Genomic DNA, 26994 nt, shown 5'->3' with positions numbered 1-26994 from the left:
CTTGGGTTCGGATCAGCCCTCGATGACGGCTTCCGTCTCCAGGGTCACACCGACCGCGTGGATCACCGAGGCGATCTTCACGGCCTCCTGGATGGTCTCGCGCGGCACGCCGTCCTTGCGCAGGACGCCCTCGTGCGACTCCAGGCAGCGACCGCACCCGTTGATGGCGGAGACTGCGAGCGACCACAGCTCGAAGTCGTCCTTGCCCACACCCGGGTTCGCCATGATGTTCATCCGGAGACCGGCACGCAGGTTCGCGTACTCCGGGTCACCGATGAGGTGCATCGTGCGGTAGTAGATGTTGTTCATGCCCATGATGGCGGCGGCGGCCTTGGCGGCCGTGTACGCCTCCTCGGACAGGTGCTCCTTGGCCTCGGGGGCCAGCTCGGCGAGCACCTTCGTGCTGCGGGTGGCGATGGCGCAGGCCAGCACCGTCCCCCACAGGGTCTGCGCGGGGAGCTTCGAGTTGCCGATGACCGAGCCCAGGTTGAGCTTGAGGTCCTTGGCGTACTCCGGCATCGCTGCCTTCAGGACATCGAGACCCATGGGGTTCAGCCCGCCATCAGCTTGGCGGCGTCAAGGGTGTCGCCGCCCTTGTTCCAGTTGCACGGGCACAGCTCGTCGGTCTGCAGCGCGTCGAGGACACGCAGGACCTCGTCGGGGTTACGGCCGACGGAACCGGCGGTGACCATCACGAACTGGATGGTGTTGTCCGGGTCGACGATGAAGACGGCGCGGTCGGCGACACCGTCGGCGTTGAGCACGCCACAGGCGGCGGACAGCTCGCGCTTGAGGTCCGACATCATCGGGAACGGCAGGTCGGTCAGGTCCGGGTGGTCCTTGCGCCAGGCGAGGTGCACGAACTCGTTGTCGACGGAGACACCCAGGATCTGGGCGTCACGGTCGGCGAACTCCTCGTTGAGGCGGCCGAACGCGGCGATCTCGGTCGGACAGACGAAAGTGAAGTCCTTCGGCCAGAAGAAGACAACCTTCCACTTGCCGTCGTAGGACTTGTCCGTGATCTGCTCGAACGCCTTGTCCGCTTCGAGGGCGACAACAGAGGTCAGGTCGAACTCGGGGAACTGGTTGCCGATCGTAAGCACTGGGTCTCCTCCAACAAGGCGCTGTAAAGCGTTGTGGCTGCCCGGCGGCCCCAAGAGGCCCGGCCGGTTCGGACGTACGACGATCACGGTGCCACACGCGCGATTGATTAGGGAAATAGAGATCTATGTGATCGTTGATAGGTTGCCGCTATCAGTGCGTGGTGGTACCAAGAGACATGGTCATACGTTCCCCCACCGTCTCCCAGCTGCGCGCTTTCGCCGCGCTGGCCGACCAGCTGCACTTCCGGGACGCCGCGGCGTCCATCGGGATGAGCCAGCCGGCGCTGTCCAGCTCGATAGCCGCGCTGGAGGAGAACCTGGACGCAAAACTGGTGGAACGTACCACGCGGCGGGTCTTCCTCACCCCCGCGGGGGAACGCGTCGCCAGGCATGCGCGGCGCGTACTCGACGCCGTTGAAGACCTGGTCTCCGAAGCCGAGGCGGCCCGCCGGCCGTTCACCGGGCCGCTGCACCTGGGGGTGATCCCGACCGTCGCGCCGTACCTGCTGCCTACGCTTCTGCGGCTCGCCCGCGACGACTATCCGGAACTGGAACTCTTCGTCCACGAGGAACAGACGTCACTGTTGCTGGACGGCCTCACGTCGGGGCGGCTCGACCTCCTGCTCCTGGCGCTGCCCGCCGGGGGCGCCGGGCTTGACGAAATCCCGTTGTACGACGAGAACTTCACACTCGTTGTGCCCGAAGGGCACGCGCTGGCCGGTGCTGCGGCGGTGGAAAAGCCCGCGTTGCGGGACCTCGACGTGCTGCTGCTCGACGAGGGGCACTGCCTGCGGGACCAAGCGCTCGACGTGTGCCGCGAGGCCGGGGCCGGCGAGGCCGGCGCGACCCGCGCGGCGAGTCTGCCGACGCTGGTGCAACTGGTCGCCGGGGGGTTGGGCGTGACGCTGCTGCCCGAGACGGCGATAGAGGTCGAGACCCGGCCGGGGTCCGGGCTTTCCGTGGCCCGCTTCAAGGCACCCGCGCCGTACCGGCGCGTCGGGCTGGTGATGCGGGCGAGTACGGCGCGGGGGCAGGAGTTCAGCGAACTGGCGGACGCTTTGCGGGAGTCGGCGCGGCGGCTGCCGGTGCGGGTGGTGGGTCAGCGGGGGCCCGAGTAGGAGGGCTGGCCCGACCGGTCCGGGACGGCGCTGACTTCCTGGCCTTCGCTCGCTTGGCCGTCGTTCATCGGGTGCGCGACCCAGAAGTCGACGAGCTTCAGGAACTCGGCGTTGACGGCGATGTCCAGCACCGCATTGCTGTTGAGCTCAAGGCGGGGGGACAGCGGCTCCGTACCTTTGTTGAAAAACAGGCTCACCACATTGTCCTGGCGTGGGAAGTGCAGAGTCGGCGGACTCACTTCCGTCTGCCGGACGGTTCCGTCGTCGGCGCGGCCAGCGTCGAGTCCGTGGGCCAGCTCGCGGGCTGGAGCGGCATCGCGCGACTGCTCCCCGCGGAGCTGCTGCTGACGTGCCGTCGCGTATTCGGTGAAGTCGCGTTCATGGTTCATTCCCCGCCCCCTGGTGACTGCTCTCAACCTGTACCGAGCGCAGTAGGCCTGGATGGGTTGCACGGACATGGAAAGATCCCCGTGTATTCAACTGACTGATTTTCCAGCCGGTTGAATACACGGGGACCTTGGTCCGTGCCGCTCAGGCCACCTCGGCCCAGTCCTGCGGAAGCTTCGGCGTCGGCCACGCCGGGTCCGGCCGCCACCGCTGCCACCCGTCGCCGAAGGGGAAACCCCAGGACTGGACCAGCTCCACGGCCCGGTGGCCGTCGGCGTAGATCGCTTCCACGTCCGCGGCGGTGTAGCGCCCGGCGTCCTGGCAGGCCGCGAGCTCGTCCTCGTCTTTGAACTCCCAGCGGCGGTCGGGCGTCACCCACACGTCCAGGACCTGGTCCTCTGTGTCGACGCCGCCGGCGAACCGGGTGTACGGGCGTTCGATGTTGACGTACCAGCCCATGAAGCGCCAGTCGGGCGACCAGAACAGCCAGATCGACCACGGCTCCCCGGGCCGGGCCAGCATCAGCACGCCGTTGCCCGTCCACTCCTCCTCGGCGGGGATCCGGTCGAGCCGGAAGCGCTGGTCGACCGGGACCGTACGGATGTCCGAGCCGTCCGGGAGCACCGGTTTGATCCGGCGGGTGCCGCCGGCGAGCCAGACGACAAGCAGATCGGGGGTGTCCTGGACGACGGTGACCGGGCGTGCGTCCAGCACACGGTCGCCGCGCAGATAGCGCCACAGGATCTGGTCTCCGGGTGTCCACGTCTGCGGGTGGATTCTGGTGATCTCCGTCATCGCGCGATCGTAGGTCCTGTCTGCTCGTTCCGCACGGGGTGCGCTCAGCTGCTTACGGACGGGTCATCCGCAGGACATCGAGTGCCTCGTCGAGCTGCTGCTCAGTCAGCCGCCCGTCTTTGATATGCCCACGTTCAATCACTACCTGATGAATCGTTTTGCGCTCTTTCAGTGATTGCTTTGCGATCGCCGCCGCCTCCTCGTAGCCGAGGACCCGGTTGAGCGGCGTCACGATGGAGGGGGAGCTCTCGGCGTACTCGCGCAGGCGTTCGACGTTAGCGGTGATTCCGACCACTGTGCGCTCGGCGAGCACCCGGGTGACGTTGCTCAGCAGCCGGATGGACTCAAGCAGGTTGCGGGCCATGACCGGGAGCATGACGTTCAACTCGAAGTTGCCGGACGCCCCGGCGAAGGCGACCGCGGCGTCGTTGCCGATGACCTGCGCCACGACCTGGTTGACGGCTTCGGGGAGGACCGGGTTGACCTTGCCGGGCATGATCGATGAGCCGGGCTGGAGATCGGGGAGCTCGATCTCGCCGAGGCCGGTCCGGGGTCCTGAGCCCATCCAGCGCAGATCGTTGCTGATCTTGTACAGGCCGACGGCGATCGTCCGCAGCTGGCCGGACAACTCCACCAGGGCATCGCGGGCACCCTGGGCCTCGAAGTGGTCGGCCGCCTCGGTGAACGGCAGGCCGGTGACCCGGGCGATCTCTTCGATCACGGCGGCGGCGAAGCCGGGCGGAGTGTTGATGCCGGTGCCGACGGCGGTGCCGCCCAGGGGCAGCTCGGCGACCCGGGGGAGGGCGGATTCAAGGCGCTTGACGCCGTACGCGACCTGTGTGGCGTAGCCGCCGAACTCCTGGCCGAGGGTGACCGGCGTGGCGTCCATGAGGTGGGTGCGACCGGCCTTGACCACGTCCTGGAACTCGTCTGCTTTGCCGGTCAGCGCGGCGGCCAGAATCCGCAGCGCCGGGATCAGGTCGTGGGTGACCGCCGCCGTCGCCGCGATGTGGATCGAGGACGGGAACACGTCGTTGGACGACTGCGACGCGTTGACGTGGTCGTTCGGGTGGATGTCGAGGCCGGACCGCTCCGTCGCCAGGGTGGCGATGACCTCGTTCACGTTCATGTTCGACGACGTGCCCGAGCCGGTCTGGAACACGTCCACCGGGAACTCGCCGGGCCACTTGCCCTCGACGACCTCGCCCGCTGCGGAACTGATGGCCGAGGCGCGTTCGGGGTCCAGGACGCCGAGTCGGGCGTTGACGCTCGCGGCGGCGGTCTTGATCAGCGCGAGGGCGGCGATGTGCGCGCTTTCGAGCCGGGTGCCGGAGATCGGGAAGTTCTCCACAGCGCGCTGTGTCTGCGCCCGCCACTTGGCGTTCGCGGGCACCCGCACGTCGCCCATGGAGTCGTGCTCGGTACGGAAGTCCCGGCCGGAATGGGAATCGGGGCCGGAATGGGAATCGGGGCCGGAATGCGAACCCTGGTCGGAATGGGAATCCTGGTCGGTCATGGTTGATGCCTCCTGGGAGAAGTCAACTGCGGGGAAGACCAGTGTCTTCCCCGCTACCCCAGGACAAGGACGTGGAGGGTCCGCGGGCCGTGGACGCCCTCGACGCGCTCCAGCTCGATGTCGGACGTCGCCGACGGGCCGCTGATCCACGTCTGCGGGCGGTACGGGTCGAGTCGTCCGACCGCTTCGGGCACCGTCGCCACGATCTGGTCGGCGCGGACCACACACAGGTGGTAATCGGGGAGCAGGCTGAGCACCCGGCGGCCCTGCTCGGGGCCGCCGTCGAGGATGATCGTGCCGGTTTCGGCGACAGCGACCGCACAGCCGGTGACCACTCCGTCGAGGGCGTCGAGTTCGGCGTAGGAGAGGCGAGGGGTGTCGTCGACCAGGTCGACACCGGTCGCGGCGAGCCACGCGAGGCGGGGGCCGGCGGGAACGGCAAGACGGCGTACGGACGCCTGTCCCAGGAGACCGCGGGCCGCGGCGAGCATCGTGGTGGCGTCCGCGCGCACCACGGTGGCCTGGTAGTCGCCGACGCGTTCGGCGAACTGCCCGACCAGGTCGGTCCCCGCAGTGCGGGCCCGCTGGTAGGAGCGGTCCACCGGGGAGGGCGCGGGCCGGTCGGCCAGGGCTGCGCGCAGACGCTGGAGTGTTTCCGTACGGGCGTCGGATGAGGGGCCGGGGAGTCGGCCCCCGGTGGGTTCGGTTCTCACGGCTCTTCGGTCCTTCCGCCGTCGGTGTTCTTGAACCACTGCCGGAACGACTCGGCCGGTGGTGCGGGGGCGTCCCGTTCGGCGGACCAGGCCGCGGCGGCGGGGCCGCCGAGCAGCTTGGGGATCTTCCCGATGGTGTCCTTCTTCCGGAAGACCTTGGGCACGAAGGCCGCCGCGTGCTGGGCCAGGCCGAGCCGCCACGGCTCGTCGAGCACCCAGGCGGTGGTCTTCATCGCGAACGCCTCGCCCTTGGCCTTGGGGCCGTGGCCGCCGTCGGTGAGTTTGGTCCGCAGGTCGAGCAGCAGGTCGGGGATGTCGATCCGGACGGGGCACGCGTCGAAGCACGAGCCGCACAGCGTCGAGGCGTACGGCAGGGACGCGGTCTGAGCATCGACCTCGTGCTGGTTCACGCCACGCAGCTGCGGAGTCAGGACCGCGCCGATCGGCCCGGAGTACACCGAGCCGTACGCCTGCCCGCCGGTCCGTTCGTAGACCGGGCAGACGTTGAGGCACGCGGAGCACTTGATACACCGCAGGGCCTGCCGGCCCTTGGGGTCGGCGAGCACGTCGGACCGCCCGTTGTCGAGCAGGATCAGGTGGAATTCCTGCGGCCCGTCACCGTCGTGCACACCGGTCCACATCGAGGTGTACGGGTTCATCCGCTCACCGGTGGAGGACCGGGGCAGGAGCTGGAGGAAGACCTCCAGGTCCTGGAAGGTCGGCAGCAGCTTCTCGATGCCGAGGACCGTGATGAGGGTGTCCGGCAGGGTCAGGCACATCCGCCCGTTGCCCTCCGACTCGACCACACACACCGTGCCCGTCTCGGCGATCGCGAAGTTGCCGCCGGACACTGCGACTTTGGCCCGCAGGAACTTCTTCCGCAGGTGCAGGCGGGCGGCTTCGGCGAGGGCGGCCGGATCGTCGGTCAGCCCGGCGGGCGCGGGCCGCCCCGCCGCGGCCATGTTCTGGACGAAGATGTCGCGGATCTCGCTGCGGTTGCGGTGGATCGCCGGGACCAGGATGTGCGACGGCAGGTCGTGGCCCAACTGCACGATCAGCTCGGCGAGATCGGTCTCCCACGCGTGGATTCCGGCGGACTCGAGGGCCTCGTCGAGACCGGTCTCCGTGGTGGCCGTCGACTTGACCTTGACCACCTCGTCGGCCCCGGCCGCCCGGGTGAGCCGGACGACCAGGTCGTTCGCCTCGGCGGCGGTCCGCGCCCAGTGCACGGTGCCGCCCGCCTTAGTGACGGCCGCTTCCAACTGGAGCAGGTATTCGGGAAGGCGGGCGAGAGTGTTGTCCTTGACCGCCTCACCGGCACGGCGGAGCTTCTCCCAGTCGTGCTTCTCGCCGACGGCCGCGTCCCGCCTGGCCCGGATGGTGTGGGTGGCCTTGCGCAGGTTCGCCCGCAAACGCGGGTCCGCGAGGGCGGACCTGGCCGCCTCGGGGAACGGCGGCATGCCCAAAAACGTGGGCCGCGCGTCGCTCCGGGCGGCGGTGACGGTGCGCCGGGCCCGGGCGGCCTTCAGGGTCCTGATCGGATTGACCGGGTGGACGGCGCTCATGCGGGGGCCTCCGCGGGGTCGTCCCAGTTGATGGAGAGGAACGACCGGTAGGCGTCCTGCGGGCTGCTCGGCGGGAAATACGGTGGGAGGTCCGGCTGGGCCTGCGTCGAGGCGAGGATGTCGGCCAGGTGCAGCACCCGGATCGCCGCCTGGGTGCGGGAGGCGATGCCGCCGATGTGCATCAGACAGGAGTTGTCCAGCGCGCACAGCACCTGCGCGCCGGAGTCCTGCACAGCGTGCATCTTGTCCCGGCCGATCGCCACCGAGGTCTCGGGGTTCTTCACCGCGAACGTGCCGCCGAAGCCGCAGCACTCGTCAGCCTGCGGCAGGTCGAGCAGGGTGAGCCCGCGGACGGCCCGCAACAGACGCAGCGGCCGGTCCTCGACGTTGAGCAGCCGCAGGGAATGACAGGTGGGCTGGTAGGTGACGCTGTGCGGGAAATACGCGCCCACGTCTTCCGTCTGCAGCACGTCGATCAGGAACTCGCTGAACTCGAAGACCTTCGCGGCCGTCCGCGCGGCGCGCTCCCGCAGCGCGGGCGGGGCCGTCTGCGCGTGGTGCCGCCGGGCCATCGCGGCGCACGATGCCGACGGCGTGACGACCGCGTCGTACGGTTCGAAGGTCTTCACGAAGTTCTCCACCAGCGGCAGCGCGTCGCGCCGGTAGCCGGTGTTGACGTGCAGTTGACCGCAGCAGACCTGTTCGTACGGGAACTCCACCTCGTGGCCGAGGCGGCGCAGCAGCCGGACGACGCTCTTGCCCGTGCCTGGGAAGAGTGTGTCGTTGAAGCACGTGATGAACAGGGCGATACGCACATTCCACCTCCGGACACGACGTTACGTTCGGGCCCGGTGTTTCGCCCGGCGACTGTGCCGGTTAGCGTGCCCGGTGACTCCGGATGGCGGATCAGGAGTCGCCGGGTACTCCCCGAACGGCTCCTGCCCGGCGGGCGTAAAGATCACGACATAGGGTCTGAGCATGAGTCGCCTGCCCGTCCTGAGCCGCTATCTCCCCGCATCACGCCGCGGGCGGGTGGTGACGGCCGTGCTGCTCGTGCTCGCCGTGCTCGCCCTGTTTGTCGTCGGCGCACTCGGCACAGGCGGCGACGGGTCGCCCGTCCGCAGCAGCGACCAGAAGATCGAGGTAGCCGCCGGGCCCGGAGCCGAGGCCGGGCAGAAGATCCAGCTCGACACCCGACTCTTCCTGCCCGACACCAGGGCCCCCGCTCCCGCCGTCCTGCTCGCGCACGGCTTCGGCGGCAATAAGGAGAGCGTCCAGGCCGATGCCAAAGACCTGGTCAGCGCCGGTTACGCCGTGCTCACATGGTCCGCGCGCGGCTTCGGCGCGTCCGGGGGGCAGATCGCACTCAACCAGCCGGACTACGAAGTCGCCGACACCCGCGCCCTGATCGACTGGCTGGCCGCCCGCCCCGAGGTCCGCAAGGACGCCCCCGGCGACCCCCGGGTGGGCATCACCGGCGGGTCGTACGGCGGAGCGGTCTCGCTGCTCACCGCCGGTTACGACCAGCGGGTGGACGCCATCGCCCCGCAGATCACCTGGAACGACCTGCCCGACGCGCTGCTGCCCAACGCCACCGGCGCGGGCGCGGAGCAGGGAGTCTTCAAGAAGACCTGGGCCGGGTTCTTCTTCTCCTCGGGGATGAGCCCCCTCGCCGCCGTGGGCCTGGCCCCGCCGGGTACGGACCCGGGCTGTGGACGGTTCAAGGCCGATGTGTGCGCCGTCTACCAGGAGGTCGCCCGTACGGGTAAGGCCACCCCGCAGGCCGTCGAACTGCTGCGCAAGGCCAGCCCATCCTCGGTCGCCGACCGGATCAGAGTCCCCACCCTGCTGATCCAGGGCCAGAACGACTCGCTCTTCCCGCTCGACCAGGCCGACCGCACCGCCCAGGCGGTCAAGCGCAACGGCGCACCGGTCGAGGTGGCCTGGCAGGCCGGCGGCCACGACGGCGGCCCCAGCCAGAGCGCCTGGACCCGGGGGCTGGTCAAGGACTGGTTCGACCGGTTCCTGAAGCCTGAATCGAAACCTGACACAAAAACAGCCGGGGACACACCCTTCCGGGTGACGCGCCCCGGCACGGTGGACACCCAGAGCCGCGAACGCACGCTGAAGATCGCCGCCGACGGCACCTACCCCGGACTGAACGGCACCCGGCAGCGCGACATCACCCTCGCCGGCCCCGAGCAGACCGTCATCAACCCGCCGGGCGGCGCCCCCACCTCCATCTCCACACTCCCGGGCCTCGGTCTGCTCGGCTCACTGGGCGGCGACGGCGGCGGGCTCGGTGACATCAGCCAGTTCACCGGCGGCCTCGCCCTGGACATGCCCGGACAGAGTGCGATTTTCCAGTCCGCGCCGCTCACCGGCGAACCACTGACGATCACCGGGTCCTCGACTGTCAAGGTCAAGGTGTCCGGCGCTGACGACATCGTCCTGTTCGCCAAGCTCTACGACGTCGACCCCGGCGGCACCGCCGTCCTGCCACACCAGCTCGCAGCCCCGGTCCGGGTCACCGGCGCCAAGGACACCCCGCGCGAAGTCGAGATCCACCTCCCGGCCATCGACGAGGAGATCAACTCCGGGCACCGGCTGCGCCTCACACTGACCACCACCGACCTCGGCTACGCCACCCCACTGGATCCGGCCACCTACAAGGTCGTGCTCGCCGGACCGCTGACCGTGCCCAGCGTTCCCACCCTGAAAGTCGAGCCCGACGGGATCGTCTGGTGGGTCTGGGCGCTGCCGCTGGCCGCCCTGGCCATCGCCGCCGGAATCCTCTACTCGCTGCACCGGCGCCGGGTCCAACTCCCGGCCCCGGATCCGGAACTGGCCGAAGTGCCATTGCGGATCAGTAATCTGACGAAGCGTTACAAGGGTGGCAAGCTCGCCGTCGAAGACCTGTCCTTCAGCGTCGACAAGGGCCAAGTGCTCGGCCTGCTCGGCCCCAACGGGGCGGGCAAGACCACCACGCTGCGCATGCTCATGGGCCTGATCCACCCCGACGAGGGCAGTATCCGCATCTTCGGGCACGCCATCACCCCCGGCGCACCCGTGCTGTCCCGGCTCGGCTCCTTCGTCGAAGGCCCCGGCTTCATGCCGCACATGTCCGGGCGGGTCAACCTCGACCTGTACTGGAAGGCGACGGGCCGCCCGGCGGCGGACGCCCACCTGGCGGAGGCCCTGAAGATCGCCGCGCTGACCGACGAGGCCCTGGCCCGCCCGGTCCGCACCTACTCCCAGGGCATGCGCCAGCGACTGGCCATCGCCCAGGCCATGCTCGGCCTGCCCGACCTGCTGATCCTCGACGAACCCACCAACGGGCTCGACCCGCCGCAGATCCGCGCCATGCGCGACGTCATCGTCGACTACGCCGCCACCGGCCGGACCGTCGTCGTCTCCAGCCACCTGCTCGCCGAGATCGAACAGACCGCCACGCACGTGGTCGTGATGGCCGGCGGCAAACTGATCGCGGCCGGCCGGACCGAGGAGATCACCAAGGTGACCGGGCGCAGTCTGGAAGACGCGTTCCTCACTCTGATCGGGGAGCAGTCATGAGCACACCGACCACCACCGCCGACCACAACGGTCCGGGCCGTGACGACCAGGACCACGACAGTCGGGCGCACGGCGACCGGGCCCACGGCGACCGGGCCCACGGCTACCGGCCCCGGCACACGCTGCCGTTCAAGGTGGAGTTCGTCCGGCAGCTGCGCCGTCGGCGCACGCTGGTCATGCTCGGCCTGCTCGCGCTGTTGCCGTGGATCCTGGTCGCTGCGTTCAAGATCGGCGGCTCACCCAAACCCGGTGCCGTACCGGCGTTTTCGGACGTCGCCACCAGCAGCGCGATCAACCTGACCGCGTTCGCCCTGCTGGTCTCCACCGGGTTCCTCCTGGTGGTGGCGATCGCACTGTTCTGTGGTGACACGGTCGCCAGTGAGGCTGGCTGGTCGTCGCTGCGCTACCTGCTCGCCGCCCCCGTGCCGCGGGCGCGGCTGCTGCGGGTGAAACTCGCGGTCGCGCTGACCTACAGCGCCGGCGCGCTGATCCTGCTGCCCGCGATGTCGCTGCTCGCGGGCACGATCGCCTTCGGCTGGGGCCCGCTGCGGGTGCCCACCGGGCCCACGCTCCCCGCGGACACGGCCCTGGGCCGGATGGCGATCGTCGTCGCGTACGCGATCATTTCGCAACTGGTCGTCGCCGCCCTGGCGTTCTACCTGTCCGCGGTCACCGACCAGCCGCTCGGCGCGGTCGGCGGCGCGGTCGGCCTGGTCGTCATCTCCAACATCGTCGACGCGGTCACCGCACTCGGCGCGTGGCGCAATATCCTCCCCACTCACTGGCAGTTCACGTGGATCGACGCGCTCCAGCAGGACCTGCGCTGGGAGGGCATGCTCAAGGGCTGCGCGGTGTCGATCTCGTACTCAGTGATCCTGTTGGCCCTGGCGTTCCGGCACTTCGAACGCAAGGACATCGTGTCCTGACCAGAGAAACCGTTGGTCATCCGCACCCTGTGCCTCTCAGCTGTTCACTTCTTCGCTACTGACAGGTAGCTTGTCGCTCGCTCCAGAGCGCATCCGGGTGCTGGCGCGTCCGGTGTGACTGCATGTGTTCCTGTTCTGCCCGGGTTTCCCCACGTTTCGCGGTGACCCGGTGGCACTGAGACCAGACGTACTGTCACGTACCGAAGGTGAGGGAACATGTCCCCAACTGCGTTGCGCAGTCGCAAAAGACGGAACTGCCTGATCGGGGTGGCCGCCGTGGCGGCCACCCTGTGCGGTGGCCTGGTCGCTGTCCCGACCAGTGCCCAGGCGGCACCCGGCGCGGGTCCGACCGTCACGGCCCTGTCGCCCGAGCTCGAAGCGATCCGGGTGGCCGAGGCCAAGCAGCTCTACGGCGGCGACGGTTCGGTCAAACCGGTCGACCAGCGCAAGTCCGGGCTCATCGCCCTCGGCGACAGTGAGATGTCCGGGGAGGGTGCCGGCAACTACGAGTACCCCACCGACGGTCAGACGAACTGGTGCCACCGCTCGGCCGACCAGGCGATCCACAAGACCGGCATCCCGGCGGACCTCACGTACAACGTGGCGTGTTCGGGTGCGGCGACGTACAACCTGAAGATCGGCGGCAGCAAGCAGTACGCCGACGAACTGGTGCAGTCCGACAGTCTGGCGATCAAGGCCAGGAACACGAAGATCAAGCTGGTCACGGTGTTCATCGGCGCCAACGACGACATCGACTTCAGCGGCACGATGACGGACTGTGTCACTAGACGCCTGCTGTTCCAGGGCGAGTGCTACCAGAACTACACCGGTGTCTGGCAGGGCCGGGCCGACGCGATCGTCCCGAAGGTCACGCAGACCCTGCTCGACCTGAAGACCACGATGCGCAACGCCGGTTACGCCGACGGCGACTACAAGCTCATCGCGATGAGCTACCCGTCGCCGATCGGTCCCGACGTCGAGGACAACCCGAACTTCCCAGGCTGGTACACCGGCGGTTGCGTCGGCTACCTCAGGGACGCCGCGTGGGGCCGCAACGAGGCCGTGCCGGTCTTCGAGAAGGCTGAACGCCAGGCCGCGGTCAACGCCGGGGCGACCTACTTGGACGCTTCGCGGCTCTTCGAGGGCCATGAGGTGTGCAGCGACAACACCTGGGCGCGCGGGTTGTACATCGCCGACCCGCTGCACCCGCTCGACCCCAACAGCACCCGGCAGTCGTTCCACCCGAACGCCAGGGGCCACGATGCCTTCGCGTCCTGCTTGACTCAGGCGTACAACTCGAACCTGAGCCAGGTCTCCTGCGCCGACGTCAACAGCAGCGGCAGCCCGAAGCTCTACCCGGGTGTCCTCAGCGCCTCGTTCACCCAGCAGAAGAACGACGGCACGGGGCTGTGCGCGGACAGCTACGGCTACTCCTCGCGCAACGGCACCAAGCTCGACCTGTGGCCGTGCCACGGGGGCCGCAACCAGGGCTTCTGGTACGACGGGGCGACCAAGACCCTGCACAGTGAGTTGAGTCAGGACCGCTGCGTGGACATCGCGGGCGGCTTCACGACCGGCGCCACGGTGGCGCTGTGGGACTGCCACGGCGGAGTGAACCAGCAGTTCGTCCAGGTGGGCGGCACGATCCGGCCGGCGTCCGCGCAGACTCTGTGTGTCGCGCCGTCGGGTACCGATCCGACCGTCGGGGCGCTGCTGACCCTGGCGGCCTGCGACGGTTCGGCGAACCAGCGTTTCACCGCAGGGGCGGCCCAGCTGACGCAGTTCAGCGAGTTGAGGAGCGGCGGTACGGGCCTGTGCCTGGACGTCACCGGCAGTGCGCCGGCCAACGGGCAGACCGTGGGCACGTTCGCGTGTGACGGGGCGTCCGACCAGAAGTGGTGGCGCAACCCGGTCACCGGCCAGGTGCACAGCCTGAAGGACCCGGCCTACTGCCTGGACAACCGGGGCGCGACCGCGGCCGGCGCCCAACTCGGCACGTGGTCCTGCAAGGACGCTGTCGGGGCCTACCGCAACAACATGGCCTTCGACCAGTCCGCGACGGGTGCCCTCACCAGTCGGGTGTCCGGACTGGTGGCGACTGCTCCGGCCGGTGGTGGGGGTCTGCTGACCCAGCAGACGGCCAACAACGGCGCGGCGCAGAAGTGGGCGGCCGGCGCGGCTGTCGCGCTGCCGCACGGTGCGATCCCGTACGACGCCTATTGATTCTGATCGGCCCAGCACAAACGAGGGCCCGGTTTCTGGGGGTCGATGCCAGGGGCGGGGCCCTTCGCCGTTGATCTGGTTCCCTGTGCTCGCGTTCAACGCAAGCACAGGGAACCAGATCAAGAGAGCGCCGTCAGGGTCGCTTGCCGATGTTCAGCGTCGGCCCGGTCAGGTCGGCGAAGAAGTCCTCGCCCTTGTCATCGACGACGATGAACGCGGGGAAGTCCTCGACCTCGATCTTCCACACCGCCTCCATGCCGAGTTCGGCGTACTCCAGGACCTCGACGGACTTGATGCAGTCCTGCGCGAGCCGGGCCGCCGGGCCGCCGATGGAGCCGAGGTAGAAGCCGCCGTGTTTCGCGCACGCGTCGGTGACCTGCTTCGAGCGGTTGCCCTTGGCCAGCATCACGAACGAGCCGCCCGCCGCCTGGAACTGCTCGACGTAGCTGTCCATGCGGCCTGCGGTCGTCGGGCCGAACGAGCCGGACGCGTAGCCCTCGGGGGTCTTGGCCGGGCCCGCGTAGTAGACGGCGTGGTCGCGCAGATACTGCGGCATGCCCTCACCGGCGTCCAGACGCTCTTTGATCTTGGCGTGTGCGATGTCGCGCGCCACGACCACCGGACCGGACAGTGAAAGCCGGGTCTTCACCGGGTGCTTCGACAGTTCGGCGCGGATCTCGGACATCGGCCGGTTGAGGTCGATGTGCACGACGTCGCCTGACACGTCGTCATGAGTGGTCTCCGGCAGGTACTGCGCCGGGTCCTTCTCCAGCCGCTCCAGGAACACGCCCTCGGCAGTGATCTTGGCGAGTGCCTGCCGGTCGGCCGAGCAGGACACCGCCATCGCGATCGGCAGCGACGCGCCGTGCCTCGGGAGGCGGATCACCCGGATGTCGTGGCAGAAGTACTTTCCGCCGAACTGCGCTCCGATGCCCATCTCTTGAGTGAGCTTCAGGACCTCGGCCTCCAGCTCCAGGTCGCGGAATCCATGACCCAGCGGCGATCCCTGAACAGGCAGGTTGTCTAGGTAGTGTGCCGACGCGTACTTCGCAGTCTTCAGCGCGAACTCCGCGGACGTGCCGCCGACCACGATCGCCAGGTGGTAGGGCGGGCAGGCCGCCGTGCCCAGCGAGCGGATCTTCTGGTCCAGGAACTTCACCATCGCGGCGGGGTTCAGGACCGCCTTGGTCTCCTGGTAGAGGTACGACTTGTTGGCGCTGCCGCCGCCCTTGGCCATGAAGAGGAACTTGTACGCGTCACCCGCGGTCGCGTACAGCTCGACCTGTGCGGGCAGGTTGCTGCCGGTGTTCTTCTCGTCCCACATGTTCAGCGGGGCCATCTGCGAGTAGCGCAGGTTGAGTTCGGTGTACGCGTTGTAGATGCCACGCGACAGCGCCTCTTCGTCCCGTCCGTCCGTGAGGACCTGCTGGCCGCGCTTGCCCATGACGATCGCGGTGCCGGTGTCCTGGCACATCGGCAGCACACCGCCGGCCGCGATGTTGGCGTTCTTCAGCAGGTCGAGCGCCACGAAGCGGTCGTTGGGGGAGGCCTCGGGGTCGTCGAGGATCTTGGCGACCTGCGCCAGGTGCGTCGGCCGCAGCAGGTGCGAGATGTCCCGCATGGCCTCGCGGGCCAGCAGCGTCAGGGCCTCAGGATCGACCTGTAGGAAGGTGCGCCCACCGGCTTCGAAGGTGCTCACGCCCTCACTGGTGACCAGGCGGTACGGAGTGTCGTCCGTGCCGGTAGGCAGCAGGTCCGTGTACTGGAACTCGGGCATGACCATCCTCATTCAACCGGTGATTGCAGTCTCCCCAGCGTAGAACGGGGCCCGGCGGCCTTGGCACTGCCCCGCGCCGAGGCCCCGGAACCGTAGGTCAGCGGTGTGTCGTACGGGGCCTGGCCGCAGGTCAGCGGTGTGCGGTGAGGCCCCGGCACCGCAGTTCGGGGACGTGTCGTACGGGGCCGGGCCACAGGTCGCTCAGGAGGGCAGCGGGACCTTCCAGTACGCCGAGTCGTACAGCGCCGAGGGCTGCAGATCGATCACCAGGTCGCCGGTCGCCCCGGCCGGGACGCTCAGGCCGAAGGTGCGTGTCTCACGGTCGCCGGCGTTCAGCGCGTCGATGTCCGCAGAGTTGGTCACGCCGGAGTTGTCCGTGGCCTGGATCTGCCGGGCTTCCCGGCGGTCCTGGCCCACCGTGCCGCGGATGGAGTTGAAGACCAGGTGTGCGCTGTCCCTGGCGGTGTTCTCGTACACGACGGTCACTTTCACGGCCTTGTCGCCGGGCTTGTTCCCTGTCGCGTTCGTGTCCGGCTGGAGCTCCTCCACCCGGGTCAGGGTGACCTTCAGGCCGCCCTTGTAGCCGACCGTGCCGCCGATGACCTGCGCCTGGGACGCGGAGCCACCGCGTGGGGAGGTGACGTCGCCCTTGTCCACCTCGTCCTTGACCAGCACGCCGAAGAGCACGCCCCACACGACGGCGACCAGCAGGGCGAGCAGGCCCAGGATCCACCCGGCCAACGCCACTCCGCCGTTGTTCGCCAGGCGCTTCTTGAACCGGCTGCGCCCGATGAGGCCAAAGATGACCGCCAGGACGCCGAGGGGGATGGCGATGACCGCGCCGACGAGGGGGATCAGCGAGGACAACAGGGCGATGATGCCGAGCACCAGCGCGGCGGTCCCCAGGCCGTTACGGAGCGCGACGGGCGGGTAGTAGCCGCCGCCGTTCGGGGTGGTCGGATACGGCGTGGACACCGGGCCTCCAGGGAGTTCCTCGGACTCCCAGGTTTTGCGCCGGAAGTCCTATTTGTCATTAATCATCACTATATGTGATCTTCGCTGCGGCGGCGCTCCCGACGGGCGGCCCGACCGTGGACTTTCCGACTGCGGGGCCCCCGTTTTTGAGTGGGGCGGCCAGTGGGGCGGCCAGTGGGGCGGCCAGTGGCGTGGCCAGTGGTGTGGCCAGCGGTGCGGCCGCCGGAGCCTTGCTCCCCGCCCGCATCCCCAGCGCCACGCCCACACCCACCAGCACCGCCCCCACGTACTGCCCGCCTGTCGGCGCCCCGGTGCCCAGGACGAGCCCGGAGACCGCCGCGGTGATCGGCACGAGGCCGCTGAACAGCCCCGCCCGCTCCGGACCGAGCAGGCCCAGTGAGGAGTACCAGAGGAGGAACGCCCCAGCAGTAACGGGAAGCGCCATGTAGAGCAGCGCCAGGACCTCCGTGCCGGTGGGCGTCCGCAGCAGTTCCCCGCCGTCCACGGCCAGACCGAGCAGCAGCATCTGCGGCACCGCCATCGCCGTGGCGTACATGGAGATCCGCAGCGCCCCGAAGCGCGGCAGCAGCGGGATCGCCACCAGTGAGAACGCCACCTCGCACAGCAGCACCCCGACGGCCAGGCCCATGCCCCCGGCGGTGCCGGAGCCGAACCCCTGCACGATCCCGCTGCCGACCACCACGACAGCCGACGCGGCCAGGAGCCCGAGTGAAGGACGACGGCGTACGAGGAGTGGGCCGAGAAGGGTGAGGAGTACGGGGGAACTGCCGACGATGCTGCCCACGGTCGCCGGGTCCGCCCGGTCGAGGGAGGCGATCAGCAGGAGGTTGAACAGGGACTGGCCGCACAGGGTGAGGACGGCGAGGCGGGCCCACTCGCCGCCGGTCGGCCGCAGCAGCGGCACCCGCTTCACCCGCATCACGAGGTAGAGCACGCTGGTGGCCAGCGTGTAGCGCAGCGCCTGCCCGCCGGGGACGGGGAAGTGGACCAGCGCGGCCGAGACCCCCATCGAGCTGCCGAGCAGGATCTGTGCTCCGGAGGCGTAGGCCATTCCGGTCTGCCGGGTTTTCTTGACTGAGAGGGCTGATTGCGCGGTCTGTGTTGTCACGGCGTCCATGTGATGCAACGTTAGGAACGAAGTGGACTGCTGGACAGGTCCATTTGACAGCAATCGGAGGGGACCAATGCGCGACATGCTGCTGACCGTGGACCACACCGTCGGCGCGCTCGGTGTCCAGGTCGCCGCCACCCTGCGGGACGCCGTACGCGAAGGCCGGTTGAAGCGCGGGGAGCGCCTGCCGTCCTCACGGGCCCTGGCCGGCGACCTCCGCGTGTCCCGCGGCGTGGTCGTCGAAGCGTACGAACAGCTCGTCGCCGAGGGCTATCTGACGGCCCAACAGGGATCGGGGACCAGAGTCGCGCAGCTGCCCGGGCCGACCGTAGCGACGGCCGAGCCCGAGCAGCCCGATCAGCCGCCGCGCTACGACCTCAAGCCCGGCACCCCGGACCTCGCGGCCTTCCCCCGCAGCGCCTGGGCGGCGGCCACCCGGCACGTGCTGAGCACCGCCTCGAACGCCGACTTCGGCTATCCGAGCGCGGCCGGAGCGCCTGACCTGCGCGAAGCCCTGTCCGACTACCTCGCCCGGGTCCGCTGCGCGCAGGCCCCGCCGGAGCGGATCACCACCGTCGGCGGCGTGGCCCAAGGACTGTCGATCATCGCCAAAGTGCTCGCCCGGCGCGGGCACACCGAGATCGCGGTGGAGGACCCGTCCAGCGACCGGCAGCGCGGCATGTTCACCCTGCAAGGACTCGACCTGGTGGGCGTACGGGTGGACGACGAAGGCCTCGACGTGGCCGCCCTGCGCCGCACCGGCGTCCGGGCCGTCCTGCTCACGCCCGCCCACCAGTTCCCCACCGGAGTCGTGCTCTCCCCGCACCGCCGCAGCGAACTCGTCGCCTGGTCCAGGGACTGCGACGGACTGATCATTGAAGACGACTACGACGCGGAGTTCCGCTACGACCGCGACCCGGTCGGCTGCCTCCAGGGACTGGCCCCCGACCGGGTCGCGCACCTGGGCTCGACCAGCAAGGCGCTGGCCCCGGCGCTGCGCCTGGGCTGGGTGGTGCTGCCCGAGCAGTTGAGCGCGGAGTTCCGCGACGTGAAGTTCTACACCGACCTGGGCGCCGCGACGCTGCCGCAGCTCGTCCTCGCCCGGCTGCTCACGTCCGGCGCGTACGACCGGCACCTGCGGTCCATGCGCCTGCGCTACCGCGCCCGGCGGGACGCCCTGGCCGCGGCGGTCGGCGAACACCTGCCCGGGGCCAGGGTGCACGGGGTGGCGGCGGGCCTGCACCTCTACGTGGAACTCCCGCCCGGCTGCGCCGAAGCGGCTTTGGTGGCCGCTGCGAAAGACCGTGGCGTACGGGTCGACGCCGTCGGCCCGATGCGCCGGGAACCGGGCGGACAGGCGGTGGTGCTCGGCTACGCGTGCCTTTCGGTGGACCGGCTGCGGGAGGCCGTCCGGCTGCTCGGCGCTGCGGCGGACGAGGTCCGCCGGGCGCCGCTGGTGAACTGACTTTTAGTCAAATTCCGTTGTTCGTACGGATTTGTAGCAGTTGAGTGCCGCAGGACCGTACGACTTCCTGATCGGTCGGAAACCAGGAAGTCGCACCTGGTGCCTTTGGGTAGTGTGACGCTGTGGCCCCTTCTTTCGAAAAGCTTCCCGAGCCGACAGCCCCACAACCTCTGGTAGAGCGGCACCCGGTAGAGCAGTCCCCGGCGGAGCAGCCCTCAGTGGAACTGCGGGCTTCCGACGCGGACCGTGACCGTTTCTCGGCGATCCTGCGCGAGGCCTTCGCCGAAGGCCGCCTCACCCCCGACGAGCACGCCGAACGTGTCGACGCGGTCTTCCAGGCCAGGACACTCGGCGACCTGGTGCCGCTGATCGCCGACCTCCCGGCCGGACAGCCCGCCCGCGCCGCCGCTCCGGACGCCCCCGGTGCTGAACCGGCCGCGCTCCGGGTGGACCTCGGCCCCGCACCCGCGTACTCCTCGATGATGGTCGCCTTCTTCGGCAGCTCCGTCCGGGCCGGGCGCTGGGCCGTGGGGGAGCAGATGACCGCCGTCGCGGTGATGGGCAGCGTCGAGATCGACCTGTCCGAAGCGGTCTTCCACTCGCCGGAGCTGGTCATCAACGTCGTGGCTTTGATGGGCAGCGTCGAGATTCGGGTGCCCGCCGGGGTGAACGTCCGCAACCAGGGATTCGGCTTCATGGGCTCCTTCGACGTGCGCGAACAGCACAACGGCGACCCGAACGCGCCGACCGTGGTCCTCAAGGGCCTGGCCCTGATGGGCAGCGTCGAGGTGAAGCCGAAGAAGATCAAGAAGAAGCACTTGGAAAAGCTCATGGAAATGGGCGTGGCGACCCTGGCTGCGAAGCTGGACACGACGCCCGCGGAACCGGCTGCGGCCGCGGAGCAGGCCCCCGGAGTTACCCCCGGGCCGACCCCCGGGCAGACCACTGAGCCGACCCCCGAGTCGACCACTGCGCCGGTTTCCAACCAGGTTCCCGAGCAGACCCCCGAGAAAAAGAAGGAACTGTAACTCTCCGGTTTCCTGCGTCCGAAATAGCGCAATGTGTCCTTGATGTTAATTTGACGTGATTTCGCGTCGCATTGACAGAAACAAAGGCATGCTCAAAGAGGTCGCGGGTAGACGGACCGGTGTAGGGACCTACGCACCGCAGTCCGAAGCCGGCCCACACTGCCTCAGGAGATGTACATGCCCGAACTGATCGAGAACGCTCCGCCCCGTACTTTCGGCTGGACCGTCCCCGCCGACGGCGTCTGCCGTACGCAGGACGCGCAGCTGTTCCTCGGCCGTCCGGGGGAACCGGTCGTCGCCCGGCTCGCCCGCGAAGAGGAGGCCAAGAAAGTCTGCGCCCGCTGCCCGGTGCTGCTCGAATGCCGGGCCACCGCCCTGAAGGAGCCGCAGGTCGCCGGAGTACGCGGCGGACTGACCCCGCAGGAGCGCACCGCCGTCGCCCGCCGCCGCGCCTGGCGGAACTGACCGCAGGCCGGTTACCGGCCGCTGGGCCGCAGAACGGATTCCCGGTTCGCGGCACCGCGTGCCGCAGCCTGCTCACTGCTTGCGGCACCGCGTGCCGCAACCGCCTTACTGCTTGGCGCTACCTGCCGCAACCGCCTTACTGTTCGCGGCGCTTCGCCTCGGAGACGATGTGGTCCTTCGAGGTGTGGGTGGTCGACTTCGCCAGCTTCTCCAACATTTCGACCAGCTCGGCGCTCTGCTCGGGGGAGTAGTCGGCGAGCAGCTCAGTGAGGCCCTGCCGCCGCGCTTCGATCAGCTTCCCCAGGACCGTGCGGCCGCCGGCGGTCAGCGACATCCGTTCATCGCCGCCCAGTTCCACCAGGCCCTGACCGACCAGCGCGGCACCGTGCCGCTCCACATCGGCCACCGCCTCGTGCAGCCGCCCGGCCAGTTCCGTCGCGGTGACCGGACCCGACTCGTCCAATTGCACCAGGCCGTACGCCTGGGGCACCGACACATCCACCCCGGCCCGCTTGATGATGCCCTCGTAGCGGGCCCACCCGTTCTCCCGGTGCACCAACTGCGCCAGCGCGCACTCGATCTCGCCGACCGAACTGCGCGCGGTCGGCACCGGCAGGTTGTCCTCCGCGTTGACGGTCTTCGTCACGCTGCGCAACGGCACTTCCTTGAGCAGCAGCGACAGCAGGAACGCGAGCACGATGATCATTGAGGCGGTGAGGAACACCGGCTGGAGCGCGTTCGCGTAGGCGTGCAGGAACTCCGCTTTCACCGGCGGGGCCATCTTGGCCAGTTCCTTGGGCGAACCCGCCGACTCCGCGCTGATCCCGGGCGGGAGCCGGTCGGCGATGTCGGCGAGGTTGGCGGAGAGCCCGTTGTTGAGGATCGCGCCGAACACCGCGACACCGAACGAACCACCGATGGAGCGGAAGAAGGTGCTGCCCGAGGTGGCGGTGCCGAGGTCCTTGAAGTCCACGGCGTTCTGTACGGAGAGCACGAGCACCGGCATGACCAGGCCGAGGCCGATGCCGAAGACCAGCATGTAGAGGGAGGACGCCGGGGTGGTGGTGTACTCGTCCATCCGCGACATCAGGAACATCCCGATGATCATCACGAAGGTGCCGATGATCGGGTAGATCCGGTACTTCCCGGTCTTGCTGATCAACCGGCCGCCGATGATCGACATACTCAGCATGCCGAGCATGAGCGGGATCAGCCGGAGGCCCGACTCGGTGGGTGTGGCACCGTTCACGATCTGCATGTACAGCGGCAGGTACGCCAGCGCGCCCATCATCGCGAAGCCCACCACGAACCCGAGCGCCGACGCGATCCGGAACACCGACATGCCGAACAGTCGCGGCGGCAGCACCGGTTCGGCCGCGCGCCGCTCCACCACGATGAACGCGGCGAGCAGCACCAGGGAAACGACACCAAGGCCGATGATCTGTCCGGAACCCCACGCATAGGTCCCGCCACCGAGTGTCGTCAGCAGAACCATGCAGGTGGTGGACGAGGCAAGCAGGGCCACGCCGAGATAGTCGATGACCGGCTTCGATGTCTGCGTACGGCTTTGCAGCGCATAAGCGATCACCACCAGGGCGATCACACCGATCGGCACGTTGACGTAGAACACCCAGCGCCAGCTGAGCTGTTCGGTGAAGAACCCGCCGAGCAGCGGTCCGGCGACACTGCTCAGCCCGAAGACTGAGGCGAACAGACCCTGGTAGCGGCCCCGGTCGCGGGGCGGGACGACGTCGCCCACGATCGCCATCGACAGCACGATCAGGCCACCGCCGCCGAGCCCCTGGACCGCCCGGTACGCGATCAGCTGGGGCAGGTTGTCAGCGATGCCGCACAGCACCGAGCCGATCAGGAAGATCACGATGGAGGCCTGGTAGAGCTTCTTCCGGCCGACCAAGTCGCCGAGCTTGCCCCACAGCGGTGTGGTCACCGTCGAGGCGAGCAGGTAGGCGGTGGTCACCCAGGCGATGTGCTCCAGGCCGCCGAGCTCACTGACGATCACCGGCAGCGCGGTGGACACGATGGTCTGGTCCAGTGAGGCGATCAGCAGGCCGAGCATCAGCCCGGCGAACACAAGCCGCAGCTTGGCCGGCGGCAGCTGCTGCGGGCCCGGCTCCGCGCTGGACGCCTTGTCCAGGGCGGACGTGCTCATCCGGGCCTCCTTGTGGTCGATCTTCCAATCGAAGATCAGGAAGCGCGGTGCCGCAAAAGATACGGCCGTACGTACGGCCGTTTGCGCGGCGCGCGGGTCTGGTCGCACCGGCACCGGCACCGGCACCGGCACGGCGCACGGCGCACAGGGCACGGGGCGCAGGGCACGGGGCGCAGGGCACGGGGCGCAGGGCACGGGGCACAGGGGCACAGGGGCACAGGGGAACAGTCATGTCATGACGCCAGTGACGGATGATCCCGGCTGTCCGGGATCATCCGTCACTGGATCATGAACGCTTTTGGTGAAGAGCGCCGCAGGTGCGGTCTACCTCTTGGCGCGGTACAGCAGCCAGTGCCCCGCCATCCGCTCCACCTGACCCGGCGTGAACTGGGTCATACAGTCGTCGTCGCTGTAGTCCATGAAATTGTGGATGGGGTCCAAGCCCGGCGCGGTGCAGGTGTCCCGGCCGCCGGGGCAGCCGAAGGCCGGGCTCTTCTCGGACGCGGTGTCGTACACGAAGTCGCCCGGGTCCGCACAGCCGCCCTGGAAGGTGTGGTAGAGCCCGAGCCAGTGGCCGATCTCGTGAGTCGCCGTGTCACCCCCGTCGTACGGCGGAAGTCCGCCGCCCGGGATCGACTGGTAATGGATGACCGTGCCGTCCATCTTCGGGTCGTCCTGGTACCAGGACGGGAAGGTGGCCCACCCGAGCAGCCCGCCGCCCGGGTTGTTCGAGTAGATGTTGAGGGACTCCGGGCCCTTCTTGCGCAGTGCGGTCTTCATCGCACGCTCTTCGGGGGTTTCCGGTCCGGCGGTGAACCAGGCCGCGTTGTCCGAGTAGTCCACGGCCTTCAGCTTGAACACGAACGGCGTCTTGGCGTTGTACGCGTCCCCGCGGCCGCCGTACGCGTCGTTCAGGACATCGATCTGCCAGTTGACCTGGGCTTTGGTCAGCGAACCTGCCGCGCCGTCCTGGATGACGTGCCAGTAGACGGGGATCTCGATCGGCTTCTGCTTGGCCTTGGCCACCAGCTGTCCGGGGCTCATGCCCCGCGCGGACGCCTGGGAGCGGAGCGCGGCGTCGGCTTTCGCCTCCATCGCCGTCATCTCCCCGGCGGTGACCGTGTTCGGGTCCACGGCGGTGGCGCCGGGCATCAGCTTGGCGCCGACCGGGCCGGACGCCCCCGGGGCACACGCACGGTCGCCGGAGGCTGTGGGGCTTGCCGCCGCCTGGGTGGTCTTGGCGTTCGACGGTGCCGCGGCCAGCCCTGAGGCGGGCGTGGCGGCGAGGGAAGCGGCGGAGAGGACGCCGCCCAGGAGAGCGGCGCCGAGCATTCTCCGGCGTCGGTGAGTAGTCCTTGCAGGGTGCTGCACGGGTGGGACCCCCGAAGTGTCCGCGGAGCGGGCGGGATTGCCCGCATGGAGGTTCCGCACGACGGGATCTACCGGCGCAACCCCTTCCGGCACCGGACGCTACTGACCGCTTGGTGGTAGGTGTGAGGCACATTTCAGCCAGAGGTGCCGCATGGGCCTGAAGTGGCCTGTGGGTCCCCTGGGTCGACAAAGCCGTACGGGCCGCTCCCGCGCGATGCGCGGCGGCGACCCGTACGACATTTGATCTTTGGTTCTGCCGACCTTCGGTCGTCAGGCCGGCCGGTGGCTCAGCGCGCCCGGTCGAAGTCGATGCCGCTGTACGCGCGCAGCTTCCCGAGCCGGTGCGTCGACTCGATCTGCCGGATCGTGCCCGACTTGGAGCGCATCACCAACGAGGACGTCTCGGCGGTCGACGAGCGGTAGCGCACACCGCGCAGGAGCTCGCCGTCGGTGATGCCGGTCGCCACGAAGAAGACGTTCTCCCCGGACACCAGGTCGTCGGTGCACAGCACGCGGTCCAGGTCGTGCCCGGCCGCGATCGCCCGCTGGCGCTCGGCTTCGTCCTTCGGCCACAGCTTGGCCTGGATCACGCCGCCCATGCACTTGATCGCCGCGGCGGTGATGATGCCCTCGGGCGTACCACCGATGCCGAGCAGCAGGTCGACGCCCGTGCCCTCCTTGGCCGCCATGATCGCGCCGGCCACGTCACCGTCGGTGATGAACTTGATCCGGGCTCCGGCCTCCCGGATCTCCTTGACGATGCCCTCGTGCCGCGGCCGGTCCAGGATGCAGACCGTGACGTCCTCGGGGGAACTGTTCTTGGCCTTGGCGACGGCGAGGATGTTCGCCGCCACCGGCGCGGTGATGTCCACGAAGTCGGCGGCCTCCGGGCCGGTGACCAGCTTCTCCATGTAGAACACGGCCGACGGGTCGTACATGCTGCCGCGGTCGGCGACAGCCATGACCGCGATGGCGCTGTTCATGCCGTTGGCGGTCAGCGTGGTGCCGTCCACCGGGTCGACGGCGACGTCGCACTCGGCTCCGGTGCCGTCCCCGACGTGCTCCCCGTTGAAGAGCATCGGGGCTTCGTCCTTCTCGCCCTCGCCGATGACGACGACGCCGTCCATTGACACGGACCGCAGCATGTGGCGCATGGCGTTGACGGCCGCGCCGTCCGCGCCGTTCTTGTCACCGCGGCCGACCCACCGGCCTGCGGCCATGGCCGCGGCTTCGGTGACCCGGACGAGTTCGAGCGCGAGATTGCGGTCCGGCGCTTCGGCGGAATCGGTGTGGGTGGTGCTGGACTGGTCCGTCATGACAGGCGGGCCTTCCTTGGCTGGGAGCACTGGCCCGGTACCGCGAGGTGCCCTGAACACCGGAAGCCGTGGTTGCTGCCGGGTGAGGGAACCCGACGAATGCCACAGCCCCGGGCCCGGACCGGCTCCGACGGGATTGCCCCTGATGGTATCGGTCACGCGTTCCCCCTACAGAGGGCAGGTGGGCACGGAAATGTCACCTTTTACCGGGTGGTTTGCTCCGGCCGGGTGACCGGGCCGGGTCGTCTGGGTGACCGGCCGGTCCTGCCGGACGGCTCCGGCATCCGACCGGTTGTGTCCGGCCGGGCCCCTGTCCGGAGGTAGTGGTTGTGCGTGGCCGCGCTTTTGTCCAGAGGTAGTGGCTGCGCATGGTGGCGCTTTTGTTTCAGGGGGCGGTTGGACACGGCAGCGCCCTTGCCCGCGGTCGCGGTTGTCGCGCGGCAGCACCCGTGCCCGGGGTGACACCGGCCCCCTGGGACAGATCGCCCGCGTGATGGGTCACCATGGGTGGGTGACTGGAATGACAGAGACCCCCGCACCCGCCGACGCCGGAACCCCCACCGGCCAGGAGGGCCTCACCATGCGCCGGGCGAAGCCCAAGAGCGGGCTGGCGACCGTACGCGACATCGTCTGGTCGTTCGGCCTCATCGGTGTCGTCGTCGCCGTGCTGGTGCTCGTGGTCGGGATCGGCCGCAGCGGGCAGGACGACGAGTCGGTCAAGCAGGTCCCGTACGCCCTGACGTTCCAGCAGGCGTCCATGGGCGCGCCCTACCAGCTCCTGGGCCCGGCGGGGTTGCCGGCCGACTGGAAGGCCACCTCGGTGACCTACCAGGGCGCCGACGAGGCGAACACCTCGTGGCACATCGGGTTCATCAACCCCGCGAAGAAGTACGCCGCCGTCGAGCAGACCAACGGCAACCCCAGGATCTTCGCCGCGGCGAAGATCCTCAAGGCGGCCCCGGTGGGCAAGCAGCAGATCAACGGTGACGAGTGGACGTCGTACGACGGGCCCAAGTACCGCGGTCTGCTGCGGACGAAGGACGGCGTCACTACGGCCGTCACCGGCAACGCCTCGCTCGCGGACCTGGGCGTGCTGGCCGGCTCGCTGCGCCCGGCACCGCCCATCCAGGGCTGAGCGGGCGCCCAGGGCCGTTCGCGGGGCAGGGGTGAGCCGCCCCCAGGGCCGTTCGCGGGGCAGGACCGACAGTCGGACATGCTTGACGCGGTCTTGTACCGCTCACCGGGCCCCGGTATCCGTACAACGGATGCCGGGGCCCGGTCGCTTTCCGGGCCGGGATCGCGCGGTGCCGTTTCCCGTACGCCGTCCGACGGTTTTCCGACAGCCGCCCGTCGGTCGTCCGATAAGTCGGCGGTAA

General features: G+C 69.1%; 22 protein-coding genes. 8 read left to right on the top strand and 14 right to left on the bottom strand.

Annotated elements, in window-relative coordinates; genetic code table 11:
* Positions 1–12: 12 nt before the first annotated feature.
* On the bottom strand, positions 13–546 hold the full coding sequence (locus AC0Z36_RS05310) for an alkyl hydroperoxide reductase (protein ID WP_485461504.1): 534 nt from the start codon (positions 544–546) through the stop codon (positions 13–15).
* A 5-nt stretch (positions 547–551) separates the two neighbouring features.
* Positions 552–1103, bottom strand: a complete 552-nt coding sequence (locus AC0Z36_RS05305; RefSeq protein WP_485461503.1) for a peroxiredoxin — start codon at positions 1101–1103, stop codon at positions 552–554.
* Positions 1104–1279: 176 nt separating this feature from the next.
* Between AC0Z36_RS05305 and AC0Z36_RS05300 the strand changes: the two genes are divergently transcribed.
* Complete coding sequence (locus tag AC0Z36_RS05300) at positions 1280–2221, top strand: LysR substrate-binding domain-containing protein (protein WP_485461502.1); 942 nt, start codon at positions 1280–1282, stop codon at positions 2219–2221.
* Here the strand turns inward: AC0Z36_RS05300 and AC0Z36_RS05295 are convergent.
* The 6 genes from AC0Z36_RS05295 to AC0Z36_RS05270 form a co-directional block, all read right to left on the bottom strand.
* Positions 2203–2610, bottom strand: a complete 408-nt coding sequence (locus AC0Z36_RS05295) for a hypothetical protein (protein ID WP_485461501.1) — start codon at positions 2608–2610, stop codon at positions 2203–2205. The two genes, AC0Z36_RS05300 and AC0Z36_RS05295, sit on opposite strands and share 19 nt — an antisense overlap.
* A gap of 142 nt (positions 2611–2752) precedes the next feature.
* Positions 2753–3403: a ribonuclease FAU-1 family protein gene (locus tag AC0Z36_RS05290; RefSeq protein WP_485461500.1), complete on the bottom strand. Its 651-nt coding sequence runs from the start codon at positions 3401–3403 to the stop codon at positions 2753–2755.
* A gap of 52 nt (positions 3404–3455) precedes the next feature.
* Entirely contained in the window at positions 3456–4919 is a 1464-nt protein-coding gene (locus tag AC0Z36_RS05285; protein ID WP_485461499.1) for a class II fumarate hydratase, read from the bottom strand.
* 53 nt (positions 4920–4972) lie between these two features.
* Positions 4973–5632 (bottom strand): LutC/YkgG family protein, encoded by a 660-nt coding sequence (locus AC0Z36_RS05280; protein WP_485461498.1) that lies wholly within the window; start codon positions 5630–5632, stop codon positions 4973–4975.
* Entirely contained in the window at positions 5629–7092 is a 1464-nt protein-coding gene (locus tag AC0Z36_RS05275; protein ID WP_485461598.1) for a lactate utilization protein B, read from the bottom strand. The genes AC0Z36_RS05280 and AC0Z36_RS05275 overlap by 4 nt, the downstream gene beginning before the upstream one ends.
* A gap of 101 nt (positions 7093–7193) precedes the next feature.
* Positions 7194–8012, bottom strand: a complete 819-nt coding sequence (locus AC0Z36_RS05270) for a (Fe-S)-binding protein (RefSeq protein ID WP_485461497.1) — start codon at positions 8010–8012, stop codon at positions 7194–7196.
* 163 nt (positions 8013–8175) lie between these two features.
* Between AC0Z36_RS05270 and AC0Z36_RS05265 the strand changes: the two genes are divergently transcribed.
* The 3 genes from AC0Z36_RS05265 (at position 8176) to AC0Z36_RS05255 (ending at position 13919) form a co-directional block, all read left to right on the top strand.
* Positions 8176–10770, top strand: coding sequence for an alpha/beta fold hydrolase (locus AC0Z36_RS05265; RefSeq protein ID WP_485461496.1), 2595 nt, complete (start codon positions 8176–8178; stop codon positions 10768–10770).
* Positions 10767–11696, top strand: a complete 930-nt coding sequence (locus tag AC0Z36_RS05260) for an ABC transporter permease (RefSeq protein ID WP_485461495.1) — start codon at positions 10767–10769, stop codon at positions 11694–11696. Before AC0Z36_RS05265 ends, AC0Z36_RS05260 begins: the two co-directional genes overlap by 4 nt.
* A 216-nt stretch (positions 11697–11912) precedes the next feature.
* Entirely contained in the window at positions 11913–13919 is a 2007-nt protein-coding gene (locus AC0Z36_RS05255; protein WP_485461494.1) for a ricin-type beta-trefoil lectin domain protein, read from the top strand.
* 133 nt (positions 13920–14052) lie between these two features.
* Here the strand turns inward: AC0Z36_RS05255 and AC0Z36_RS05250 are convergent, their stop codons facing one another.
* The 3 genes from AC0Z36_RS05250 to AC0Z36_RS05240 form a co-directional block, all read right to left on the bottom strand.
* The gene (locus AC0Z36_RS05250; RefSeq protein ID WP_485461493.1) at positions 14053–15696 is read right to left on the bottom strand and encodes a fumarate hydratase; all 1644 of its coding nucleotides are present in this window, start codon (positions 15694–15696) and stop codon (positions 14053–14055) included.
* 201 nt (positions 15697–15897) lie between these two features.
* Positions 15898–16671, bottom strand: a complete 774-nt coding sequence (locus tag AC0Z36_RS05245) for a DUF4190 domain-containing protein (protein ID WP_485461492.1) — start codon at positions 16669–16671, stop codon at positions 15898–15900.
* A gap of 58 nt (positions 16672–16729) precedes the next feature.
* A complete protein-coding gene (locus tag AC0Z36_RS05240; protein WP_485461491.1) occupies positions 16730–17809 on the bottom strand; it encodes a DMT family transporter in 1080 nt (359 codons plus the stop codon).
* Positions 17810–17876: 67 nt separating this feature from the next.
* Here AC0Z36_RS05240 and pdxR point away from each other — a divergent pair, with 67 nt between their 5' ends.
* From pdxR to AC0Z36_RS05225, 3 genes are all read left to right on the top strand, one after another.
* Positions 17877–19268 (top strand): MocR-like pyridoxine biosynthesis transcription factor PdxR, encoded by a 1392-nt coding sequence (pdxR, locus tag AC0Z36_RS05235; RefSeq protein ID WP_485461490.1) that lies wholly within the window; start codon positions 17877–17879, stop codon positions 19266–19268.
* 218 nt (positions 19269–19486) lie between these two features.
* Positions 19487–20296: a DUF1707 SHOCT-like domain-containing protein gene (locus AC0Z36_RS05230; protein ID WP_485461489.1), complete on the top strand. Its 810-nt coding sequence runs from the start codon at positions 19487–19489 to the stop codon at positions 20294–20296.
* Between the two features lie 177 nt (positions 20297–20473).
* Positions 20474–20761: a WhiB family transcriptional regulator gene (locus tag AC0Z36_RS05225; protein WP_485461488.1), complete on the top strand. Its 288-nt coding sequence runs from the start codon at positions 20474–20476 to the stop codon at positions 20759–20761.
* Positions 20762–20897: 136 nt separating this feature from the next.
* Here AC0Z36_RS05225 and AC0Z36_RS05220 read toward each other — a convergent pair whose 3' ends face one another.
* The 3 genes from AC0Z36_RS05220 to glpX all read right to left on the bottom strand — a co-directional run bounded on the left by AC0Z36_RS05220 (position 20898) and on the right by glpX (position 25618).
* Positions 20898–22931 (bottom strand): MFS transporter, encoded by a 2034-nt coding sequence (locus AC0Z36_RS05220; protein WP_485461487.1) that lies wholly within the window; start codon positions 22929–22931, stop codon positions 20898–20900.
* A 324-nt stretch (positions 22932–23255) separates the two neighbouring features.
* The gene (locus AC0Z36_RS05215; protein WP_485461486.1) at positions 23256–24263 is read right to left on the bottom strand and encodes a zinc metalloprotease; all 1008 of its coding nucleotides are present in this window, start codon (positions 24261–24263) and stop codon (positions 23256–23258) included.
* 326 nt (positions 24264–24589) lie between these two features.
* Positions 24590–25618: a class II fructose-bisphosphatase gene (glpX, locus tag AC0Z36_RS05210; protein WP_485461485.1), complete on the bottom strand. Its 1029-nt coding sequence runs from the start codon at positions 25616–25618 to the stop codon at positions 24590–24592.
* Between the two features lie 520 nt (positions 25619–26138).
* Here glpX and AC0Z36_RS05205 point away from each other — a divergent pair.
* Positions 26139–26753, top strand: a complete 615-nt coding sequence (locus AC0Z36_RS05205) for a DUF4245 domain-containing protein (RefSeq protein ID WP_485461597.1) — start codon at positions 26139–26141, stop codon at positions 26751–26753.
* Positions 26754–26994 lie beyond the last annotated feature (241 nt).

Source organism: Kitasatospora sp. UYEF31, assembly GCF_057291755.1.
The sequence above is the reverse complement of the archived record's forward strand: the minus strand, read 5'-3'. Positions and strand labels throughout refer to the sequence as shown.

Bases quoted from the DNA above. Each gene is read 5' to 3' on its own strand.
- AC0Z36_RS05310 (WP_485461504.1), bottom strand. From the start codon at position 546: ATGGGTCTCGATGTCCTGAAGGCAGCGATGCCGGAGTACGCCAAGGAC.
- AC0Z36_RS05300 (WP_485461502.1), top strand. From the start codon at position 1,280: ATGGTCATACGTTCCCCCACCGTCTCCCAGCTGCGCGCTTTCGCCGCG.
- AC0Z36_RS05295 (WP_485461501.1), bottom strand. From the start codon at position 2,610: ATGAACCATGAACGCGACTTCACCGAATACGCGACGGCACGTCAGCAG.
- AC0Z36_RS05290 (WP_485461500.1), bottom strand. From the start codon at position 3,403: ATGACGGAGATCACCAGAATCCACCCGCAGACGTGGACACCCGGAGAC.
- AC0Z36_RS05285 (WP_485461499.1), bottom strand. From the start codon at position 4,919: ATGACCGACCAGGATTCCCATTCCGACCAGGGTTCGCATTCCGGCCCC.
- AC0Z36_RS05275 (WP_485461598.1), bottom strand. From the start codon at position 7,092: ATGCCGCCGTTCCCCGAGGCGGCCAGGTCCGCCCTCGCGGACCCGCGT.
- AC0Z36_RS05265 (WP_485461496.1), top strand. From the start codon at position 8,176: ATGAGTCGCCTGCCCGTCCTGAGCCGCTATCTCCCCGCATCACGCCGC.
- AC0Z36_RS05260 (WP_485461495.1), top strand. From the start codon at position 10,767: ATGAGCACACCGACCACCACCGCCGACCACAACGGTCCGGGCCGTGAC.
- AC0Z36_RS05255 (WP_485461494.1), top strand. From the start codon at position 11,913: ATGTCCCCAACTGCGTTGCGCAGTCGCAAAAGACGGAACTGCCTGATC.
- AC0Z36_RS05250 (WP_485461493.1), bottom strand. From the start codon at position 15,696: ATGCCCGAGTTCCAGTACACGGACCTGCTGCCTACCGGCACGGACGAC.
- AC0Z36_RS05240 (WP_485461491.1), bottom strand. From the start codon at position 17,809: ATGGACGCCGTGACAACACAGACCGCGCAATCAGCCCTCTCAGTCAAG.
- pdxR (WP_485461490.1), top strand. From the start codon at position 17,877: ATGCGCGACATGCTGCTGACCGTGGACCACACCGTCGGCGCGCTCGGT.
- AC0Z36_RS05225 (WP_485461488.1), top strand. From the start codon at position 20,474: ATGCCCGAACTGATCGAGAACGCTCCGCCCCGTACTTTCGGCTGGACC.
- AC0Z36_RS05220 (WP_485461487.1), bottom strand. From the start codon at position 22,931: ATGAGCACGTCCGCCCTGGACAAGGCGTCCAGCGCGGAGCCGGGCCCG.
- AC0Z36_RS05215 (WP_485461486.1), bottom strand. From the start codon at position 24,263: ATGCTCGGCGCCGCTCTCCTGGGCGGCGTCCTCTCCGCCGCTTCCCTC.
- glpX (WP_485461485.1), bottom strand. From the start codon at position 25,618: ATGACGGACCAGTCCAGCACCACCCACACCGATTCCGCCGAAGCGCCG.
- AC0Z36_RS05205 (WP_485461597.1), top strand. From the start codon at position 26,139: ATGACAGAGACCCCCGCACCCGCCGACGCCGGAACCCCCACCGGCCAG.